Here is a 19,660-nt window from a genome sequence, read left to right as displayed (position 1 = left end):
CAAAACGCAAAGCTTTGTCAGATCAAGCGTCAGCATAACAAAGCGACTTCGCGCCGAGAACCTGGCCGTTTGGCCGAGGTCCGAACGCTCGTTGAGTTGCGTTAGACTCGACGTCGCCCTTGCCCGCCCCTTGCGCGTCCATACAGGAAGTCGATGCGTTACTCGTTCGAAATAAAAAAGTTCATCTATAGCCAGTACTTTTTCGGCGGCTTGCGCAGCGCGCTTGGCATCTCGCTCCCGGCCGTGCTGATGCTCACGGTGTTTCACAACCGCGAACTCGGCTTCACGATCGCGACAGGTGCGCTGGGCGCGTGCGTCGTCGACATGCCGGGGCCGCTCAAGCACAAGCACAACGAGATGCTCGCGTGCACGGTCATCGGCTTTTTTTCGGCGCTCGCGACCGGCATTGCGACGGCCCATCCGGTGACGCTCTGGCTGACCGTCGTGCCGCTCACCTTCGTGCTGTCGCTGATCGTCGTCTACGGCAACCGCTGGCCGCAGATCAGCTTCGCGACGCTCTTCATGATGATCGTGACGCTCGAAGAGCATTTCACGCCGATGCAGGCGCTCATCAACGCGTCGTGGATTCTGCTCGGCGGCCTCTGGTACACGTACTGGGCGACGCTCGTCTCGCATCTGCTCGTGTATCGCATCGAGCGGCAGGCGCTCGCGCAGAGCATCTTCAGTTGCGCGGAGTATCTGCAGGCGCGCGCAGAGTTCTATGACGTCGACGCCGACCTCGACGAGTGTTATCGAAAGCTCATTGAAAAGCAGATCGCGGCCGTCGAGCAGCAGGAAGGCGCACGCGAGATCGTGTTGCGCAATCTGCCGAAGGTGAAAACCGGCAAGCTCGATGCGCGGCGCGCGCGGCTCTTCAATCTCTTCATCAACATCGTGGACCTGCACGAGTTCTTCGTCGGCGCGCATACGGACTATCCGCTTGTGCGCAAGACCTTCGCCGGCTCCGACGTGCTCGTGTTCTATCGCGACCTGATGCGCAAGGCCAGCGAGGACCTGGAGGAGATCGGCCTCGCGGTGCTGCAAAACCGCCCGGCGTCGAAGCACGTCAGCATGAAGGCCGAGTTGCGCGCGATCGAATACGAACTCGAATTGATGCGCAAGCACGCGCTGCCCGAGAAGAATCCCGAAGCGTATGCGGCGGCGGCCGCCGTGTTCCGGCGTCTGTGGAGCGCCACGCGCCTGATCGACAAGATGCGCCGCCGCACGCACGACGACGCCAGTCTCAGCGGAACCGAGGTACAGATCGATCACGCGCTCTCGCGTTTCATCTCGAGCCGGCGCGTGCCGTTCAGGCAGATTTTTTCGAATCTGACGATGTCATCGCCGAGCTTCCGCCACGCGCTGCGCGTGACGATCGCGGTGGGCGTCGGCTTCTGGCTCGGGCGGCTGCTGCCGCTCACGAACGCGTACTGGATCGTGATGACCACGGTCATCATCCTAAAGCCGGGCTATTCGCTCACCAAGCAGCGCAATACGCAGCGGATCATCGGCACGACGATCGGCTGCGCGGTGACGATCGCGCTGATCCTCGTCGTCAAGGACCCGCATGTGCTGTTGGTCGCGATGTTCGCGTCGATGGTCATGAGCTACAGCCTGCTGCTCTTCAACTACGCGGGCAGCGTGGTGTTCACGTCGTCGTATGTGCTGCTGATGTTCCATCTGCTCGCGCCGGGCAGCTTGCGGCTGATCGGCGAGCGGGCCATCGATACGGTCGTTGGGTCCGCTATCGCCATTGCCGCGAGTCATCTGTTCCCGTACTGGGAGTACCGGCTGATGGGCAAGCTCGTGAAGGATCTGCTCGGCGCGACGCGCAATTATCTGGAAGCAAGCTGGTCCTGGAAGACGCAAACGGGGGGCGCTACGTCCCGCGCGCCGTCGTCCGTGCCGAGCGCCGCTTTCGCCGATGGCAACGCGGGCGCGGCGCTCGCAACCGCGCCTGAGCCCGTGCCCGCGCCGGAAATCAAGACCAGCGCCGCCAGCGACGAGCCCGCCCTCAAGGCCGCGAGCGCGACGGCGGAGCGGCTGTCGTCGGTGAACATCGGCGAGAGCACCGCGGCCACCGCGAGCAAGGGCGGGTCCGCCGCCGCGACCGTCGCGGCGACGGCGCTCGATCGCGACTTCCGCTACCGGCTCGCGCGCAAGAACGTGCACGTCGCGTTCGCCAATCTCGCGCAGGCGTTTCAGCGCATGATGCTGGAGCCGAAGCCGCAGCAGAAATACGTCGCCGAACTGAACGATCTGCTCGTCCAGAGCCACGTGCTCGCGTCGCAGATCACGGCGGCCGCGCCGCTATTGCAAGCGATCAATGACGCCGATCCGAAGCCTTTCGAGCCGGTGCAGCGGGCATTCGCCATCGTGCGGGACAATCTGTCGGACGCGCAGGCCGCGATATCGGACGACGACGGCGCCCCGCCCTCCGACGCAATCAAGGATTTGCGCCGCGATCTCGATACGATGGTCGCCGCCGCCGAACGCGCGCAGGCGCTCCCCGCCGATGCGATTCAGGATCTGAAACTGCTCGCGCATCAGTGCAAGCAGATGCTCACGGCGTCAACGCTGATCCGCAAGGACGCGACGCAGATTCATCTGCCGTCGTGAGCGCAGCGTTATTGCGATGCGCCGATCGCCGGGAGCGCGGGCCGCGCACCGCTTGCCGTGGCGGGCGGCGCGGTCTGCTCGTCGAACTCGCGCTTCTCGCGAATCGCGTTGAAGAGCAGCGTGAAGATCACCAGCAGCAACACCACGACGATGAACACGCTGATGCCCAAGGTCGGATTCTTCTTTTTCTGCGGGGCGTTCGGGCGCTTGTTGCGTGGGTCGTCGGTCATGGGGCGCGGCGGCTCGTTCAAAGTTTTGAGATAGAACCGACATCGTACCCGGCTTCGTTTTCAGTTGGATTGCGCGCGGTGTTTCAGTCCGCGAACGACACCCCCGAAATTCTGTGCTGCACCGTCCGGCTTGAACGAAGCCCGCCTCGTTGACCATACTCAACCGGATTCCATGCGCGTCTGATCACGCGAGCGCCAGGGCTCGCCGTGATACCTCGTGACCGGACGTGTTCGGCCGCCCTCCCCGGGCGGCTTTCTTTTGCCGCGCTCAGGCGTCGGATGCGGGCCGCACCGGCAACGCCGTCGAATACTTGATCTGCTCCATCGCGAAACTGGAACTGACGTCGTAGATCGGCACCGCGCGAATGAGTTGCTTGTAGACGCGGTCGTAATCGTCGATGTCGGCTACCACCACGCGCAGCAGATAGTCCGTCTCGCCGCTCATCCGGTACACCTCGACCACTTCCGGCATGTCGCGCACGGCGCGCGTGAACTCGTCCGCCCAGCTTTGCGTGTGCTGATTCGTGCGCACCGCGACGAACACCGTCGTGCCGACGCCGAGCTTCTTCGGATCGCACAACGCGACTTGCGCGCGGATCACGCCGGTCTCCTTGAGCCGCTGCACGCGCTTCCAGCACGGCGTCTGCGAAAGATTGACGCGCTGAGCCAGTTCCGCGACGGGCATCGTCACGTCGCCCTGCAGCAGTTCGAGCAGCTTGCGGTCAATGACGTCCATTCCCATACTGCATCCCCCGTAGATTAATTTTCTATTTTTCGAAGCGTTGGCGGAATTATATGAAAACAAATTCCAGATGCAAGCCGATATAAATGGAGGCTCGATTCCCAATCCCACATTCATCATGAAGCTGCAAAGTTTTAATCGCCCGATGCGGCAAAACGCCGGCACCCGCGCCGCGCTGCATGCGCCGAGCAACGACAACCCGGCCTTGCGACGCCTTTGCCATGACATCGATGCCGCGCTCGAAGCCGGCGACGCATCGTTCGGAGCGCAAGTGCGTGCGGCGCTGACGCGGGCGATCGCCGATGCCTCGCTGCTGCACGCGCACCAGCGCATCGGCGACACGCGCCGATACCGCCGCCATCTGCTCGCCGCCGATCCGCTCAACCGGTACGCGATCGCCGCGCTCGTGTGGGAGCCGGGGCAAGCGAGTCCGGTGCATGGCCATCGGACGTGGTGCGGCTACGCGGTCATCGACGGCACGCTCGCCGAAACGCTTTATCGCTGGGATGCCGATACGCACTGCGCGGAGGAAACGCGCCACCATCCGCGTGCGGCGGGCGCGGTATCGTTCGTCGATGCGGGACGCGGCGCGATTCATCAGCTCAGCAATCCCGCCGATGCGGCCACGCGCGCCGTATCGATTCACGTCTATGGCGTCTCGGGCGAACATATCGCCACGCACGTCAACGATCTGCTCGCCGCCTGACGCTCAATCAGCCCTTGCCCGGCTCCGGCGCCGTGGGAATCTGCGGCGGAATCTGCACCGAATGATCGGTGGCGGGCGGCGCGGGCCGTGGCTCGTGCGATACGTCGAGCGCCACGGCACGCGGCGCATCGGCGGCGTCGGCGGCTTCTTCTTCGTCGATCCAGATGCGTTTGGACTTGGCGTCGGCTTCCCTGGAATCGCCGGCGTCGCGCGACATCTGCACCTGCATTTGCGGCACCGGAATCGGCATGCCGGCTTCGTCCATCTTGCGCTTGATGCGCAGATTGAACGCCCGCGCGACGCTCCATTGCTGAAGCGGCCGCGTCTTGATCTGCCCTTTCACGACCATCCAGTTCGGATCGAAGCGGTCCAGTCCCCACACTTCGACCGGTCCCAGCATCTCGCGCCGATAGCGCAGATCGTCCATCAGTTCCGCGCCGACCTCGCGGATCATGTCGGTGACGGCGTCGACATCGGCGGAAAACGGCAAGCGCACTTCGAACACGGCATAAGCGAAATCGCGCGACAGGTTCTTCACCGTCTTGATCTGCGAGAACGGAATCGCGTGAATCGCGCCCTGACCGTCGCGCAGGCGCACGGTCCGGATCGTCAGGCTCTCGACGATGCCCGCGTGCCCGCCTTCCACCTCGATCGAATCGCCGACCGAAATCGTATCCTCGATGATGATGAAAAGCCCGGTGATCAGGTCCGCGACCAGCGATTGCGCGCCGAAACCGACCGCAAGACCGATCACGCCCGCGCCCGCGAGCAGCGGCGTCACGTTGAGGCCGAGATTCGCCGCCGTGACGATCGCGGCGATCGTCAACAGCACGACGAACACGACGTTGCGCAAGAGCGGCAGCATCGTGCGAGCGCGCATGCTCGGGCCGCGTCCGCCGCGCCGCGCGGAATCGGGCTTGAGCGTTTCCTGAATGCCGGTGTCGATCAGAATCCACACGAGCCACACGACGAAGAACGTCAGCACGATCATGCCGAAGGCGTGCGTGATGCCGCGCGCCGCGACGCTGCGCTCGGCCATGTCCGCGAGCGAGAAGCCCCAGAAGCGCGACGACACTTCGAGGAACGCGAGCCATACGCCGACCACGATCAGCGTGCCGACGAATTTAACGAGCCGCCGCACATAAGCCGACTGGCGGCGCGGACGGCGCGACTTGGGCCGCGTGATGCGGATCACGATCGCCGACAGGAAGAACGCGACGACCAGCAGGCCAGCGGTCGCGATCGCCATCTGCAGCACGTTTTCGGACGTGCCGATGCCCGCGAGCGTCGCCACCACCGACGCCGACGCGAGCAGGAGCAACGGCAATTGCCATAGCGACGCGACGACATCGAACGTTTCGGTCGCGGCCTTGCGCGTGTGGCGCTGCTCGTAGGTGCGGCTGCGGATCAGATGCGCGACCGGCCGCTGGAACGCGAGCGCGAAGTACGCGGTGAGCGCGGCGGCCGCCATGTTCGCGAAAGTGGAGATCAGCGCGGACAGGTTGGTGCCGAGTTGTTGCGCGACGTCGTAGTTGGCAGCGGCATCGCCGAGCGCGCCGAGCGTGCCGATCAGAAACAGCAGCCGCCGCGCATGAATGATCAGCACGTTCACCGCGACGCGCCGGTGCGCCGAGCCGAACAGCGAGAACATGATGAGGCAGATGGCCGAGAACACCGCGCCCGCGACCATCGCGTACGCGGTGACCATCGCGAGCGTGCGGCCGAGCGATTGCGGCATCAGATGCGCGAACGTCAGCGCCGCCAGAAACGCGATCAGATACGGCGCGACGCGGCGCAGCGCGAAGAGCAGCAGCTCGCGCGTCGTCGGATTCGAATGCAGCGACACTTCCACGCCATACCGGCTCGATATGCGCCGCTGCGCATACACGAGCACGAAGGCGCACGCGCCCCAGCCCGCGAGCGTCGCGAAGAAGTTGAATAGCGTGCGGCCGAACGGCTCCCGGCTCTGGCTCGTGACGATGGTGAACAGCTCGTTGCCCGCCGCGTTGAAGCGCCCGCCCCAGTAGGCGAGCGGCGTCTTGCCGCGCTTCACGTCGGCTTCGATGCTCGTGACCGCCGACGCGATCGCGCCCAGCAAGCCCGCGTTCTGCGCGATGCTCGCCACCACCGAGGGCGTCGGCGCGCTCGCCGGGGCGCTTGCGGCGGCACCCGCGGCGGTCGGCGCGGTATCGGCAGACGATGCGGGCGTGGCGGGCGCAGCGGACGCGGCGGCATGCTTCGCATCGCGCAGACGCTTGAGTTGCGCGACGAGCGCCGCGCGCTGGCGGTCGTTGTCGAGCGTCGCGATGACGGTGTCGAGCGAGTGCAGCATGTCGGCATCCGACACGGCCGGCGCCGATGCACCGACAGCCGCCTCCGCCGACGATGCCGGCGCGGGCGGCGCGATGAGTTCCTGGAACGTGGGCAGTTCGAGCGTGGGGGCGGCTTCGGCGGGGGTCGTCGTCAGCAGGACCAGCGCGGCCAGGAAGAGCGACGACAGCGCGCGCGCGACGGCGAAAACCGTCGTCCGGGATCTCGCGACGAACGCCAGCGCGCCGCCATGCGCGAGCTTGCGTGACTTCATAACGGTCTCGATTTCCGAAAGCTCGCCAGTTTACCGGCTGGCCCCGACGCGCCACGCATCGCGGACGTAACCGAATGTTAAGCGGGCGGCTTACTTGTCCATGTCCGTGCGCGTCCCGGACGACTCGGCGGCGGGACTCGTGGCCGACGCGCCGCCATCCTTCGCGGACCACTCCTGCAGCTTGCGCCCCGCCGATTGCAGCCCCGCGCCGGTCGCGCTCGCGGCATCCGCGATGGCGGCGTTCGTCGCGCTCGCCGCACTATTGAGGTTCGCCCGCGCCGAAGCTGCAACGCCGCTCGCCGACATGTCCGGCATCGAGCCGGCTTTATCGAGTCTCTGCTGCGCCGACTGCTTGGCGGCATCCATCTTTTGGCCGACGTAGCTCGCCGCCTGATCGAACTTCTGGTTGGTCTGGCTCGCGAGGTTATTGAGCGCACTGGCGGCCTGGCCCGCGGTGGCGTCGTGTTTCTCGCATGCGGCAAGCGCGCCGAGCGCCGCCAGCGCCATCGCAATGCGGGTGAAGGGAGTCATTTGCATGGTCTTGCTCCTACGTGAAAAACGCGCGCTCATCATACGCTGTCCGAACCGGCGCAGATTGCGAAGCTTGCATGACGAGAGAATTCGCGTTTCGACAGCTGGCCGATCCGACCGGACGTGCAGTAGAACGTTTCCTCTACTTTTAGGAGACGTCTGCTTCTGGCCGATCACGCATCCGCTTATAGTGCGCGCAGTCCACGCCTCCGCCCGTATCAACCATGCTTTACATGAATCTCGCTATCGCCCTCGTCGCCGGGCTGATGCTATTCGAACCCTTCACCCGCGCGCCCATCTCCCGCTTCACCACCCATCGCATGCGCCGGGTGCTCGCCAAGCGTTCTTACTATCAGGCGGGCGCCGCGTTCTTCGCCGCACTGCTCGTTGCAACCAGCCAGCCTTCGCCGGAACGCATTCATCCGCTGGTTCCGCTTGGCGTCGGGGTGTTGCTGCTCGTCGCGAGCGTCTACTGGCTCGTCCGTGGCAAGTTGCTGCTGCGGCAGCGTCGCGTGTTCAATCAGCTGCATTGATTCAGATTCGCCGGGCGCGATCGTCGTCGCGCCTGGCTTCCGGTAACGCCTCCGTGGCGCTGGCCGCAGCCTCATTCCGTTCCGCGTTCCTCTCGCGCTTCCTGCAGCGCCGCGCGCCCTTTGGGCGTATATTCAGGGCCAAGTCACGGCCGCTATCCGAAACGTACAGGCAAAAAAAAGGCGCCACGTTGCCGTAGCGCCTTAAAAGTTCTAGCCATTCCGAGGGCCGTGCTAGAACCTGAGAGCCTGTATTCCAAACACGGGGCGGTAAGCCTTGCGCACGTCGCCAGCCGTTTCGAAATCGGATTCCATTTTTTCCGGGATCATTGCTCAAGTCAAGCAAAATTTCTGTGTCCGGGCATCTGCCCGAAAGCGGCGTTGCGGGGACGTATCATTAAAAAGTTACGTATCTAATACCACTTATCATCGGGGCTTGCATGGCTTGCAAGTTTGACGCCGCGCCACGTCAACCTCACGTACAACCTCGCATTCGAAACGACGTTTCATTATGCAAATTGACACGATGAGCAGCCGGTCGACGAGCCGGAAAAAGACAAAAGACAAAGATGGCGACGAAGTCACCGCGCTCGCCCGTGGACTCGATGTGCTGCGCCGGATCGCCGCCGCCGATGCGCCCGTCAGCAATCGTGAACTGGCCGACTGGACCGGCATCCCGAAGCCGACAGTGTCGCGCATCACCGCGACGCTCGTCGGCGCCGGCTTGCTGCTTCGCCTGCCCGACAGCGAGCGCTTCGTGCTGACGGCGTCGGTGCTCGAACTGAGCAACGGCTTTCTGCGCAACTTCGATATTCGCGCCCGGGCGCGACCATTCCTGATTGCGCTCGCGGAGCGCACCGGCCTGAGCGTGCATCTGGCCGTGCGCGACCGGCTGGACATGGTCGTCATCGACGCGATCCGGCCGCGTTCCGCCGTGCTCGTTTCGCGGCTCGATGTCGGCGGCAAGATGGACCTGAGCCGCACCGCGATCGGGCGCGCGTATCTGTCCGTGCTCGACGATGACGACCGGCAGGCGCTGATCGGCAGCCTGCAAACCGCGTCGGGCGATGACTGGCCGGCCATCGCCGGCGGCTTGCAGCGCGGTCTCGACGATGCGCGCCGTCACGGCTTCGCGATATCGCTCGGCGAATGGCATCACGGCCTCAACGCGGTGGCCGCGGGTTTCGTCGGTCCGTCGGAAGAGCGGTATTCGGTCAACTGCGGCGGAGCAGCGCATCAATGTCCGCATGAAACGCTCGTCGGGACCGTCGCGCCCGCGTTGCTCGAATGCATCGAATACATTGCGCGTGAGATCGGCGGCACGCCCGGCGCCAGGGCGTCTACCCGCGAGACGAAGTAAACTTACGCGCGCAATTGCGGTGGCGCGCGGCCGTCGCACGGCGTCCGACGGCCGCGCATCGGGCAATCGACGGCGCGCTGTTACAGCCGTAATCAACAGAAAGAATGCCCGGTGGACGGGCATCGGTGCGAGACGTAGCATCATGCTTCGCGCGCACCGGGGCCGCGCCGGGACGCATGGCCTAAGCCCTGCCCCAACATCGGCTGTTTCGAACAGACGGGCTCCTCGGCCCGCCGCCGGTCTTCCCGGACCCCGCCCCGACCGCATCGCGAGATGCCGCCCATCCGCGCCCCGTACGACAGACTTGGAAAGACCCAGCCACCGAAGATGGACGACCAGAAAACCTCTCCCGCGCAGTCACGCCAGAAGCCCACGCGCCCCGCTGATCCCGCTCCGCCCGTTACCGCCGACACGCCGCCGCGCCGTCGCCGGCTCGTGCCGCTCATCGTCGCCGTGCTGATCGTCGCGGGAGCGGTGGCGTGGTGGCATCCGTGGAATCGCGGCGGCACGTCCGGCCAGCCGCAGGAGGCGCGCCAGGGCGGACGGCGCGGCGCGAACCCGATGAACCAGCCGCAGCCGGTGCACGTCGCCACCGTCGCGCAAGGCGAGATGCCGGTGGTCATCAACTCGCTGGGCACCGTTACGCCGCTCGCCAATGTCACGGTCAAGACGCAGCTGAACGGCACGCTGATGAACGTCGCGTTCACCGAAGGCCAGATGGTAAAGAAGGGCGATCTGCTCGCGCAGATCGATCCGCGTCCTTACGAAATTTCGCTGCGCAACGCCGAAGGCACGCTCGCCCGCGATCAGGCGCTGCTGCAAACGGCGCGTCTCGACTTGCAGCGCTATCAGACGCTGCTTTCGCAGGACTCCATCGCGAAGCAGCAGGTCGACACGCAGGCATCGCTCGTCAAGCAGTACGAAGGCGCTGTAAAGTCCGATCAGGCGAACGTCGATACCTACAAGCTCGACCTCACGTATGCGCGCATCACCGCGCCGGTATCGGGCCGCGTGGGCCTGCGGCAGGTCGATCCGGGTAACTACGTGACCACGGGCGATACGAACGGCGTCGTCGTCATCACGCAGTTGCAGCCGATCAGCGTGATCTTCACGACCTCCGAAGACAACCTCGCCGCCATCCTCAAGCCGCTGCATGCGGGCACGAAGATGTCCGTGACCGCTTATGATCGCGCGAACACAACGGCGCTCGAAGCCGGCTATCTGGAAACCGTCGACAATCAGATCGACACCACGACCGGCACCGTGAAGCTACGCGCCACCTTCCAGAACAAGGAAGGCATGCTGTTTCCCAACCAGTTCGTGAACACGAAGCTGCTCGTCGACGTCATCAGGAATGCGACCATCGTGCCGACATCGGCGGTGCTCAACGGTTCGTCGGGCGCGTTCGTGTATGTCGTGAAGCCGGATAACACCGTGACCGTGCGCAACGTGAAGATCGGCCCGGTCGACGGCGAGCGCACCAGCATCAAGTCCGGCCTGCAAGTGGGCGAGCGGGTTGTCATCGACGGCTCGGACCGCCTCAAGGAAGGCGCGAAAATCACGATTCCGGCGGATCGCGCGGCGGGAGCCTCCGGTGCATCGGCGGCATCGGGTGCATCGGCGGCGGCGCCGGCTTCGAGCGCGCGGCACGGCGGGCATCGGCGTCAGCAGCAGTCGCAGTAACGGTCAGGCGAACGCATGAATCCCTCCCGCATTTTTATTCTGCGTCCGGTCGGCACGGCGCTCCTCATGGCGGCGATCATGCTGGTCGGCCTTGTCGCGCTGCGTTTTCTGCCGCTTTCCGCGCTGCCTGCCGTCGATTATCCGACCATCCAGGTCCAGACCTTCTATCCCGGCGCGTCGCCCGACGTTATGACGTCCAGCGTCACCGCACCGCTCGAAAAGCAGTTCGGGCAGATGGCCAGTCTCAATCAGATGTCGTCGCAGAGTTCGGCGGGGGCGTCGGTCATCACGCTGCAGTTTAGCCTCGACTTGCCGCTCGATATCGCCGAGCAGGAAGTGCAGGCCGCGATCAACGCGGCGGGCAACCTGCTGCCGTCCGACCTGCCCGCGCCGCCGATCTACGCGAAGGTGAATCCCGCCGACGCGCCGATCATGACGCTCGCGATCAGCTCGAAGACCCTGCCGCTCACGCAAGTGCAGGATCTTGCCGACACGCGCCTCGCGCAGAAAATTTCGCAGGTGGCGGGCGTCGGTCTCGTGTCGATCAGCGGCGGCAATCGCCCGGCGGTTCGCATTCAGGCGAACACGCGCGCGCTCGCGTCGTACGGACTCAATATCGACGACCTGCGCACGACCATCTCGAACCTGAACGTCAACACGCCAAAGGGCAACTTCGACGGCCCGACCCGCGCCTACACGATCAACGCGAACGATCAGCTCACCGATGCGAACGCGTACAAGAGTGCGGTCGTCGCGTATCGCAGCGGGCGGCCGGTGATGCTGACCGATGTCGCGACCATCGTGGAAGGCCCGGAGAACACGAAGCTCGGCGCGTGGGTCGATTCCACGCCCGCGATCATCCTCAACGTGCAGCGCCAGCCCGGCGCCAACGTCATTCAGGTGGTGGACGGCATCAAGAAGCTGCTGCCGAATCTGCAGCAATCGCTGCCGGCCGCGCTCGACGTGCGCGTCGTCACCGACCGCACCACCACCATTCGCGCGTCCGTGCGCGACGTGCAGTTCGAACTCGCGCTGTCGGTCGTGCTGGTCGTGATGGTGATCTATCTCTTTCTCGCCAACGTCTACGCGACGATCATTCCGAGCCTTTCGGTGCCGCTGTCGCTCGTCGGCACGCTTGCCGTCATGTATCTGTGCGGCTTTTCGCTCGACAATCTCTCGCTGATGGCGCTGACGATCGCGACGGGCTTCGTCGTCGATGACGCCATCGTGATGATCGAGAACATCGCGCGCTACGTCGAAGAAGGCGAATCGCCGCTCGAAGCCGCGCTGAAGGGCAGCCGGCAGATCGGCTTCACGATCATCTCGCTGACGGTCTCGCTGATCGCCGTGCTGATCCCGCTGCTCTTCATGGGCGATGTCGTCGGCCGGCTGTTCCATGAATTCGCGATAACGCTCGCGGTGACCATCGTCATTTCGGCGATCGTGTCGCTCACCCTCGTCCCGATGATGTGCGCAAAGCTGCTGCGTCACACGCCTCCGCGCGACAGCAAGCGCTTCGAGGCGCGCGCGCACCGGTTCATCGACTATGTGATCGGCCGGTACGCAGTCGCGCTCGAATGGGTGCTGGAGCGGCAGCGCGCAACGCTCGTCGTCGCCGTGCTCACGCTGGTGCTGACCGCCGTGCTCTACGTGTTCATCCCGAAAGGCTTCTTCCCGACACAGGACACGGGCGTCATTCAGGCGATTACGCAAGCGCCACAGGCCGCGTCGTATCAGACGGTGGCCGAACAGCAGCAGGCGCTCGCGAGGAAGATTTTGCAGAACCCGGATGTCGAGAGTCTCACGTCGTTCATCGGCGTCGATGGCACGAACATCACGCTCAACAGCGGGCGCATGCTCATCAACCTCAAGCCGCGCGACGACCGCAGCGATACGTCGAGCGATGTCATCCGCACCATTCAGAGCGAAGTCGCGGATATTCCCGGCATCAAGCTGTACATGCAGCCGGTTCAGGATTTGACGATCGACTCGACCGTCAGCCCGACGCAGTATCAGTTCATGCTGACGGACCCGAACGCGACGGAATTCGCGGAATGGGTGCCGAAGCTCGTCGAGAAGCTGCAACATACGTCGATCCTGACGGATGTCGCCACCGACCTGCAGCAGAACGGCCAGTCCGTCTACGTGGAAATCGACCGGGCGACGGCCGCGCGCTTCGGCATCACGCCGGCGACCGTCGACAATGCGCTCTACGACGCCTTCGGCCAGCGCATCATCTCGACGATCTTCACGCAATCGAACCAGTACCGCGTGATTCTCGAAGCCGAGCCGAGCGACGCGCACTACAGCGAAACGCTCAACGGCATCTATCTGCCCTCCTCCACCGCGACGAACGGACAGGTGCCGCTCTCGAGCATCGCGACGTTCCACGAGCGCGCAGCGCCCCTGCTCGTCACGCATCTCGGACAGTTCCCGGCGACGACCGTATCGTTCAATCTGGCAAAGGGCGCATCGCTCGGCGCGGCGGTGAAGGCGATCGAACAGGCGAAGAACGAGATCGGCTTGCCCGCTTCGTTCCAGATTCGCTATCAGGGCGCGGCGCTGGCGTTCCAGGCGTCGCTGTCGAACGAACTGTTCCTGATCCTCGCGGCCGTCGTCACGATGTACATCGTGCTCGGCATACTGTACGAGAGCTTCATCCACCCGATCACCATTCTCTCGACGCTGCCGTCTGCGGGCGTCGGCGCGCTGCTCTCGCTGATGATCACCGGACACGACCTGGACATCATCGGGATCATCGGCATCGTGCTTCTGATCGGCATCGTGAAGAAGAACGCGATCATGATGATCGACTTCGCGCTCGAAGCGGAGCGCGACGAAGGCAAGTCGCCGCGCGAGGCGATCTTCCAGGCGTGCCTGTTGCGCTTCCGCCCCATTCTGATGACGACGATGGCCGCGCTGCTCGGCGCACTGCCGCTGATGCTCGGCTGGGGCGCGGGTTCGGAGCTGCGGCATCCGCTGGGGATTGCGATCGTCGGCGGGCTGATCGTGTCGCAATTGCTGACGCTGTTCACGACGCCGGTGATTTACCTCGCGTTCGATTCGCTCGGCCAGCGCCTGCGCGCGCGCTTCGGACGCGGCCTGCCCGGCGCGCGGCCCGCGAGCGACGTGGAGTAAGCCATGAACCTGTCGCGCTTTTTCATCGACCGGCCCGTGGCGACGACGCTGCTCGCCATCGGCATCGCTCTCGCCGGCATGTTCGCGTTCGTGAGGCTGCCGGTCGCGCCGTTGCCGCAAGTGGACTTCCCGACCATTTCCGTGCAGGCGTCGCTGCCGGGCGCGAGCCCGGATACGGTGGCGACGAGCGTGGCGAGTCCGCTCGAGCGGCATCTTGGCAGCATCGCCGATGTGAGCGAGATGACGTCGATGAGCTCGGTCGGCAGCACGCGCATCACGCTGCAATTCGGCCTCAGCCGCGACATCGACGGCGCGGCGCGCGACGTGCAGGCCGCGATCAACGCGGCGCGCGCCGATCTGCCTGCTTCGCTGCGCAGCAATCCGACCTATCACAAGGTCAATCCCGCCGACGCGCCGATCCTCGTGCTCGCGCTTTCGTCGCCCACGCGCACGGCCGGCTCGCTCTACGATTCCGCCGCGACCGTGCTGCAGCAGACGCTCTCGACGGTGCCGGGCGTCGGCGAAGTGGACGTGAGCGGATCGGCCAATCCGGCGGTGCGCGTCGAACTGGAGCCGGGCGCGCTGTTTCACTACGGCATCGGCCTCGAAGACGTGCGCGCGGCGCTTGCGTCGGCGAACGCGAACAGCCCGAAAGGCGCTATCGAGTTCAAGGGCACGCGCGTTCAGCTCTACACCAACGATCAGGCGAGCAAGGCATCGCAGTACAAGGACCTCGTCGTCGCTTATCGCAACGGGTCGGCGGTCAGGCTGTCGGACGTCGGCGAAGTGGTCGACTCCGTCGAAGACCTGCGCAACCTCGGCCTCATCAACAACAAGCGCGCGGTGCTCGTCATTCTGTATCGCCAGCCGGGGGCGAACATCATCGAGACGATCGACCGCGTGAAGTCCATGCTGCCGCAATTGCAGGCCGCCCTTCCCGCCGACGTCCAGATCACGCCGACAGCCGACCGTTCGACCACCATTCGCTCTTCCCTGCACGACACCGAACTCACGCTCGTGATCGCGGTGGCGCTCGTCGTGATGGTCGTGTTCCTCTTCCTGCGCAACTGGCGCGCGACGCTGATACCGAGCGTCGCGGTGCCGATATCGATCATCGGCACCTTCGCGGCGATGTATCTGCTCGGCTTCTCGCTCGACAACCTCTCGCTGATGGCGCTGACCATCGCGACGGGCTTCGTCGTCGACGACGCCATCGTCGTGCTCGAAAACATCTCGCGCCATGTGGAGAACGGCGTGCCGCGCAGGCAGGCCGCGATCATCGGCGCGCGCGAAGTCGGATTCACCGTGCTGTCGATCAGCGTGTCGCTCGTCGCGGTGTTCCTGCCAATCCTGCTGATGGGCGGCATCGTCGGCCGGCTGTTCCGCGAGTTTGCGCTGACGCTGTCGCTGGCGATTGCCGTGTCGCTCGTCGTGTCGCTCACCGTCACGCCGATGATGTGCTCGCGCCTCTTGCAGGAAGGACACGAAAAGCGCGAGGAAGGACGGCTCGCGCGCTGGCTCGAACGGCAATTCGACCGCCTTCAGCGCGGCTATGCGCGCACGCTCGGCTGGGCGCTCGGGCATCCGCTGCTGATTCTCGTCGTGCTGCTCCTGACCATCGCTCTTAACGTCTATCTGTACGTGATCGTGCCGAAGGGCTTTTTCCCGCAGCAGGACACGGGGCGCATCGTCGGCGGCATTCAGGCGGACCAGAGCACGTCGTTCCAGGCGATGAAGACCAAGTTTTCGCAGATGATGCGCATCGTCGAAGCGGACCCGGCCGTCGATAGCGTCGCGGGCTTCACGGGCGGGCGCTCGACCAACTCGGGCTTCATGTTCATCTCGCTGAAGCCCAAGGACGAGCGCAAGGTGTCGGCGGATCAGGTGATCGCTCGCCTGCGCAAGCCGCTCGCCGATGTCGCCGGCGCGCGCACCTTCCTTCAGGCGGTGCAGGACATCCGCGTGGGCGGGCGGCAGTCCAACGCGCAGTACCAGTTCACGTTGTTGTCCGACACCACGTCGGACCTGTACACATGGGGACCGAAGCTGACCGAGGCGCTGCAGCACCGCCCCGAACTCACCGACGTCAACTCGGACCAGCAGCAAGGCGGCCTAGAAGCGATGGTCACGTTCGACCGCGCGACCGCCGCGCGCCTCAACATCAAGCCCGCGCAAATTGACAACACGCTCTACGACGCGTTCGGCCAGCGGCAGGTTTCCACCATCTATAACGCGCTCTCGCAGTACCACGTGGTGATGGAAGTCGCGCCGAAGTACTGGCAAGACCCGGAGATGCTGAAGCAGATCTACATCAGCACGTCGGGCGGCACGGCGAGCGGTGCGGCATCGACCAATTCGACGACTACGTCCAGCACGACGAGCACGGCGTCCACATCGGCAACCGGTTCGACCGGCGCGGGCGGATCGTCGACGAGCACATCGGACACGACCGCCGCGCTCGCGCTCGAATCGGTGCGCAATTCGGCCACCAACGCGATTGCGGCGAGCGGCAAGTCGGGATCGTCATCGGGGGCGGCGGTATCGACGTCGAAGGAAACGATGGTCCCGCTATCGGCCATTGCGAAGTTCGGGCCGGGGAACACGCCGCTGTCGGTGAATCACCAGAGCCAGTTCGTCGCATCGACCATTTCGTTCAACTTGCCGCCGGGCAAGTCGCTCTCGGAAGCGACCGCCGCGATCTACGAGACGATGGCGCAGATCGGCGTGCCGCAGACCATCCACGGCAGCTTCCAGGGCACGGCGCAGGCGTTCCAGCAGTCGATGAACGACCAGCCCTTGCTCATTCTGGCGGCGCTCGCGGCGGTTTATATCGTGCTCGGCATCCTGTACGAGAGCTATATCCATCCGATCACCATTCTCTCGACGCTGCCGTCCGCGGGCGTCGGCGCACTGCTCGCGCTGCTGCTGTTCAAGACGGAGTTCAGCATCATCGCGCTGATCGCGGTCATTCTGCTGATCGGCATCGTCAAGAAGAACGCGATCATGATGGTGGACTTCGCGATCGAAGCGACGCGCAACGGCGCGAAGACATCGCGCGATGCAATCGAGGAAGCGTGCCTCTTGCGCTTTCGCCCGATCATGATGACGACCGCCGCCGCGCTGCTCGGCGCGCTGCCGCTCGCATTCGGCACGGGCGAAGGTTCGGAGATGCGCGCGCCGCTCGGCATTGCGATCGTCGGCGGGCTGATCGTCAGTCAGATGCTGACGCTCTATACGACGCCGGTGGTCTATCTCTACATGGACCGCATCCGTCTGCGCTCGGAAGCGCGGCGTGCACGTCGCAACGGCGGGCCACGCGCGGCGGGGGCGGTCGAGTAAGAACACGCCGCTGCAAATCGACGTGGCGCGCGCCGCGAAAATCGCCTACGGTGTTCAGGACCGGCAACCGGAACGGAGCGACCACGAATGAAAGCGATGAAAGTTCTGCTGATCGCCGCGCACGGCCGCACAGGGCGCCTGATCGCGCGGCGGCTGCATGACGAAGGCATCGCCTTTCGTGCGCTGCTGCGCAAGTCGGCGCAGAAGAGCGAGTTCGCGGCGCTCGGCGCGGAAATCGTGCTGGGCGATCTGACCAACGACTTTTCGCACGCGTTCGACGACATCACGCATGTGATCTACGCAGCCGGATCGGCGGAGACGGAAGGCGTGCACGAGGAACGCGCGATCGATCGCGACGCCGTCATGCGCACCGCCGATTACGCGAGGCGCCGCCGCGTGCGGCAACTCGTCGTGGTGAGCGCGTTGTCGGCGCTGCATCCCGACAGCAACCCGCTCGCGCTGCGCCACTATTCCCGCATGAAACGCGAATCCGACGATTACGTCGCGCATCGCGGCGTGCCTTATGTCATCTTGCGGCCAGGCCCGCTTTCGGATGCGCCGGCGCGCGGCGCCATCGCCCTGGCCGGTGAGCGGACGCAGAGCATGCCGGCGGTATCGCGCGAAGACGTCGCCGCACTGGCCGTGCGATGCGTGTTGCGTGGCGTGAAGAATCAGACGATCGGCTTCGTCGGCGGAAACGAGCCGATCGACGACGCGCTCGATGCGCTGATCGCGGGCGACGCGCTGGCTCCGATGCTCGCGCGTCAGAGCCAGCGTATCTAGTTCACGCGACGGACACGCTCAAGGCAGCAGAACGGTCGATCCCGTGGTTCTGCGCGCTTCCAGGTCTTCGTGCGCGCGCGCCGCTTCCGCGATCGGATACCGCTGCCGCACATTCGTCTTGACCTTCCCCGACGCGACGACATCGAACAATTCGGCGGCCATTGCATCGAGATCGCTGCGCTTCGCGATATAGCTGAAGAGCGTCGGACGCGTGAAGTACAAGGAGCCGCGTCCCGCGAGTTCGGACGAATCGATCGGCGGCAGCGGTCCCGACGAATTGCCGAAGCTCACGAACAAGCCGAGCGGCGCGAGACAGTCGAGCGACGCAATGTAGGTATCCTTGCCGATCGAATCGTAGACGACGGGCACGCCCGCGCCGTTCGTGATCTCACGCACGCGCTGCGTGAAGTTGTCGCGCGTATAGACGATCGGATGATCGCAGCCATGCGCCTTCGCGATCTCGGCCTTCTCATCCGAGCCGACCGTGCCGATCACCGTCGCGCCGAGCGCCTTCGCCCACTGGCACGCGAGCATGCCGACGCCGCCCGCCGCCGCGTGAATCAGCACGGTATCGCCCGCCTTGACCCGATACGTGCGTCGCAGCAAATACTGCGCGGTCAGACCTTGCAGCATGATGGATGCGGCATCTTCGTAGCCGATGCCATCCGGCAGCTTGACGACGTAATCGGCGGCCATCACGCGCTCCTCGGCGTACGCGCCCGGCGGACGCGACGCATACGCCACGCGGTCACCCGGCCTGAATTGCGTGACGCCCTCGCCCACCGCCGTCACTTCGCCCGCGCCTTCCATGCCGAGGCCGCCGGGCAGCGGCATCGGATAAAGCCCGGTGCGGAAATACACGTCGATGAAGTTCAGCCCCACCGCATGATGCTTCACGCGGATCTCGCCCTTGCCCGGCTCGCCCACGTCCACATCGACCCATTTCATTACTTCCGGGCCGCCTGTCTTGTCGAATCGGATTGCCTTGGTCATCGCTCGATCGTCTCCTTGGTCTCGTAGTTAGTTCAGCGCGCGTGCGGAAGGCGTGCGCGCAGTTCGTCGAGAATCATCCGCGCCGTCGCCACGTTGGTGGCGCACGGCACGTTGTGCACGTCGCAGGCGCGCACGAGCGCGTTGATGTCCGGCTCGTGCGGCTGCGGCGTCATCGGGTCGCGCAGGAAGATGACCACGTCGACGCGCCCTTCCGCCAGTTCCCCGCCGATCTGCAAGTCGCCGCCGTGCGGGCCGGACAGCTTGCGTTCGACGTCGAGACCGTGCGCGGCCGCGATGCGCGCGCCGGTCGTGCCGGTCGCGACGAGCTGGCATTGCGCGAGCGTGTCGACGTACTCGCCCGCGAGCGCGACGATGTCGTCCTTTTTCATGTCGTGCGCGATGAGCGCGACGCGTGTGCTCAT

The 19,660-nt window shown here is 65.0% G+C and carries 14 protein-coding genes; 8 read left to right on the top strand and 6 right to left on the bottom strand.

The features are described from left to right. Nucleotides 1-153: 153 nt before the first annotated feature. Complete coding sequence (locus BG57_RS05760; protein ID WP_035960897.1) at nt 154-2,619, top strand: FUSC family membrane protein; 2,466 nt, start codon at nt 154-156, stop codon at nt 2,617-2,619. 8 nt (nt 2,620-2,627) lie between these two features. Here the strand turns inward: BG57_RS05760 and BG57_RS05755 are convergent, their stop codons facing one another. Both BG57_RS05755 and BG57_RS05750 read right to left on the bottom strand, forming a co-directional pair. Beyond that, entirely contained in the window at nt 2,628-2,849 is a 222-nt protein-coding gene (locus tag BG57_RS05755; RefSeq protein ID WP_035960895.1) for a hypothetical protein, read from the bottom strand. A 268-nt stretch (nt 2,850-3,117) separates the two neighbouring features. Next, nucleotides 3,118-3,591: an Lrp/AsnC family transcriptional regulator gene (locus BG57_RS05750; RefSeq protein ID WP_075583089.1), complete on the bottom strand. Its 474-nt coding sequence runs from the start codon at nt 3,589-3,591 to the stop codon at nt 3,118-3,120. 145 nt (nt 3,592-3,736) lie between these two features. Here BG57_RS05750 and BG57_RS05745 point away from each other — a divergent pair, with 145 nt between their 5' ends. Continuing rightward, nucleotides 3,737-4,297 (top strand): cysteine dioxygenase family protein, encoded by a 561-nt coding sequence (locus BG57_RS05745; protein ID WP_035961197.1) that lies wholly within the window; start codon nt 3,737-3,739, stop codon nt 4,295-4,297. A 7-nt stretch (nt 4,298-4,304) separates the two neighbouring features. Here the strand turns inward: BG57_RS05745 and BG57_RS05740 are convergent, their stop codons facing one another. Together BG57_RS05740 and BG57_RS05735 are read right to left on the bottom strand one after the other, a co-directional pair. Beyond that, nucleotides 4,305-6,881, bottom strand: a complete 2,577-nt coding sequence (locus BG57_RS05740; protein ID WP_035960889.1) for a mechanosensitive ion channel family protein — start codon at nt 6,879-6,881, stop codon at nt 4,305-4,307. 90 nt (nt 6,882-6,971) lie between these two features. Beyond that, complete coding sequence (locus tag BG57_RS05735) at nt 6,972-7,418, bottom strand: BCAL1086 family glycoprotein (protein WP_052005643.1); 447 nt, start codon at nt 7,416-7,418, stop codon at nt 6,972-6,974. Nucleotides 7,419-7,645: 227 nt separating this feature from the next. Here BG57_RS05735 and BG57_RS05730 point away from each other — a divergent pair, with 227 nt between their 5' ends. From BG57_RS05730 to BG57_RS05705, 6 genes are all read left to right on the top strand, one after another. Continuing rightward, a complete protein-coding gene (locus BG57_RS05730; protein WP_152562527.1) occupies nt 7,646-7,945 on the top strand; it encodes a hypothetical protein in 300 nt (99 codons plus the stop codon). Nucleotides 7,946-8,468: 523 nt separating this feature from the next. Next, complete coding sequence (locus tag BG57_RS05725; RefSeq protein ID WP_035961193.1) at nt 8,469-9,302, top strand: IclR family transcriptional regulator; 834 nt, start codon at nt 8,469-8,471, stop codon at nt 9,300-9,302. A gap of 327 nt (nt 9,303-9,629) precedes the next feature. Then, nucleotides 9,630-10,985: an MdtA/MuxA family multidrug efflux RND transporter periplasmic adaptor subunit gene (locus BG57_RS05720; protein WP_035960878.1), complete on the top strand. Its 1,356-nt coding sequence runs from the start codon at nt 9,630-9,632 to the stop codon at nt 10,983-10,985. A gap of 15 nt (nt 10,986-11,000) precedes the next feature. After that, complete coding sequence (locus BG57_RS05715) at nt 11,001-14,123, top strand: MdtB/MuxB family multidrug efflux RND transporter permease subunit (protein WP_035960875.1); 3,123 nt, start codon at nt 11,001-11,003, stop codon at nt 14,121-14,123. A gap of 3 nt (nt 14,124-14,126) precedes the next feature. After that, nucleotides 14,127-17,462, top strand: coding sequence for an efflux RND transporter permease subunit (locus BG57_RS05710; protein ID WP_035960873.1), 3,336 nt, complete (start codon nt 14,127-14,129; stop codon nt 17,460-17,462). A gap of 87 nt (nt 17,463-17,549) precedes the next feature. Continuing rightward, complete coding sequence (locus tag BG57_RS05705; RefSeq protein WP_052005641.1) at nt 17,550-18,245, top strand: SDR family oxidoreductase; 696 nt, start codon at nt 17,550-17,552, stop codon at nt 18,243-18,245. 18 nt (nt 18,246-18,263) lie between these two features. On the opposite strand, the gene BG57_RS05700 is transcribed toward BG57_RS05705, so the two are convergent. Next, nucleotides 18,264-19,238 carry a quinone oxidoreductase family protein gene (locus BG57_RS05700; protein WP_035960869.1) on the bottom strand — a complete coding sequence of 325 codons (975 nt, stop codon included), beginning with the start codon at nt 19,236-19,238 and terminating at the stop codon, nt 18,264-18,266. Nucleotides 19,239-19,270: 32 nt separating this feature from the next. After that, nucleotides 19,271-19,660 carry a methylglyoxal synthase gene (locus BG57_RS05695; RefSeq protein WP_035960866.1) on the bottom strand — a complete coding sequence of 130 codons (390 nt, stop codon included), beginning with the start codon at nt 19,658-19,660 and terminating at the stop codon, nt 19,271-19,273.

Origin of the sequence: Caballeronia grimmiae, assembly GCF_000698555.1 — a bacterium.
In the GTDB taxonomy this organism is placed as follows: Bacteria; Pseudomonadota; Gammaproteobacteria; order Burkholderiales; family Burkholderiaceae; genus Caballeronia; species Caballeronia grimmiae.
Note: the sequence above shows the minus strand (reverse complement) of the source record. Positions and strands in the feature narration are given on the sequence as shown.

Coding starts and splice junctions, on each gene's coding strand:
- BG57_RS05760 (WP_035960897.1), top strand. CDS start 154: ATGCGTTACTCGTTCGAAATAAAAAAGTTCATCTATAGCCAGTACTTT.
- BG57_RS05755 (WP_035960895.1), bottom strand. CDS start 2,849: ATGACCGACGACCCACGCAACAAGCGCCCGAACGCCCCGCAGAAAAAG.
- BG57_RS05750 (WP_075583089.1), bottom strand. CDS start 3,591: ATGGGAATGGACGTCATTGACCGCAAGCTGCTCGAACTGCTGCAGGGC.
- BG57_RS05745 (WP_035961197.1), top strand. CDS start 3,737: ATGCGGCAAAACGCCGGCACCCGCGCCGCGCTGCATGCGCCGAGCAAC.
- BG57_RS05740 (WP_035960889.1), bottom strand. CDS start 6,881: ATGAAGTCACGCAAGCTCGCGCATGGCGGCGCGCTGGCGTTCGTCGCG.
- BG57_RS05735 (WP_052005643.1), bottom strand. CDS start 7,418: ATGCAAATGACTCCCTTCACCCGCATTGCGATGGCGCTGGCGGCGCTC.
- BG57_RS05730 (WP_152562527.1), top strand. CDS start 7,646: ATGAATCTCGCTATCGCCCTCGTCGCCGGGCTGATGCTATTCGAACCC.
- BG57_RS05725 (WP_035961193.1), top strand. CDS start 8,469: ATGAGCAGCCGGTCGACGAGCCGGAAAAAGACAAAAGACAAAGATGGC.
- BG57_RS05720 (WP_035960878.1), top strand. CDS start 9,630: ATGGACGACCAGAAAACCTCTCCCGCGCAGTCACGCCAGAAGCCCACG.
- BG57_RS05715 (WP_035960875.1), top strand. CDS start 11,001: ATGAATCCCTCCCGCATTTTTATTCTGCGTCCGGTCGGCACGGCGCTC.
- BG57_RS05710 (WP_035960873.1), top strand. CDS start 14,127: ATGAACCTGTCGCGCTTTTTCATCGACCGGCCCGTGGCGACGACGCTG.
- BG57_RS05705 (WP_052005641.1), top strand. CDS start 17,550: ATGAAAGCGATGAAAGTTCTGCTGATCGCCGCGCACGGCCGCACAGGG.
- BG57_RS05700 (WP_035960869.1), bottom strand. CDS start 19,238: ATGACCAAGGCAATCCGATTCGACAAGACAGGCGGCCCGGAAGTAATG.
- BG57_RS05695 (WP_035960866.1), bottom strand. CDS start 19,660: ATGAGCACACGCGTCGCGCTCATCGCGCACGACATGAAAAAGGACGAC.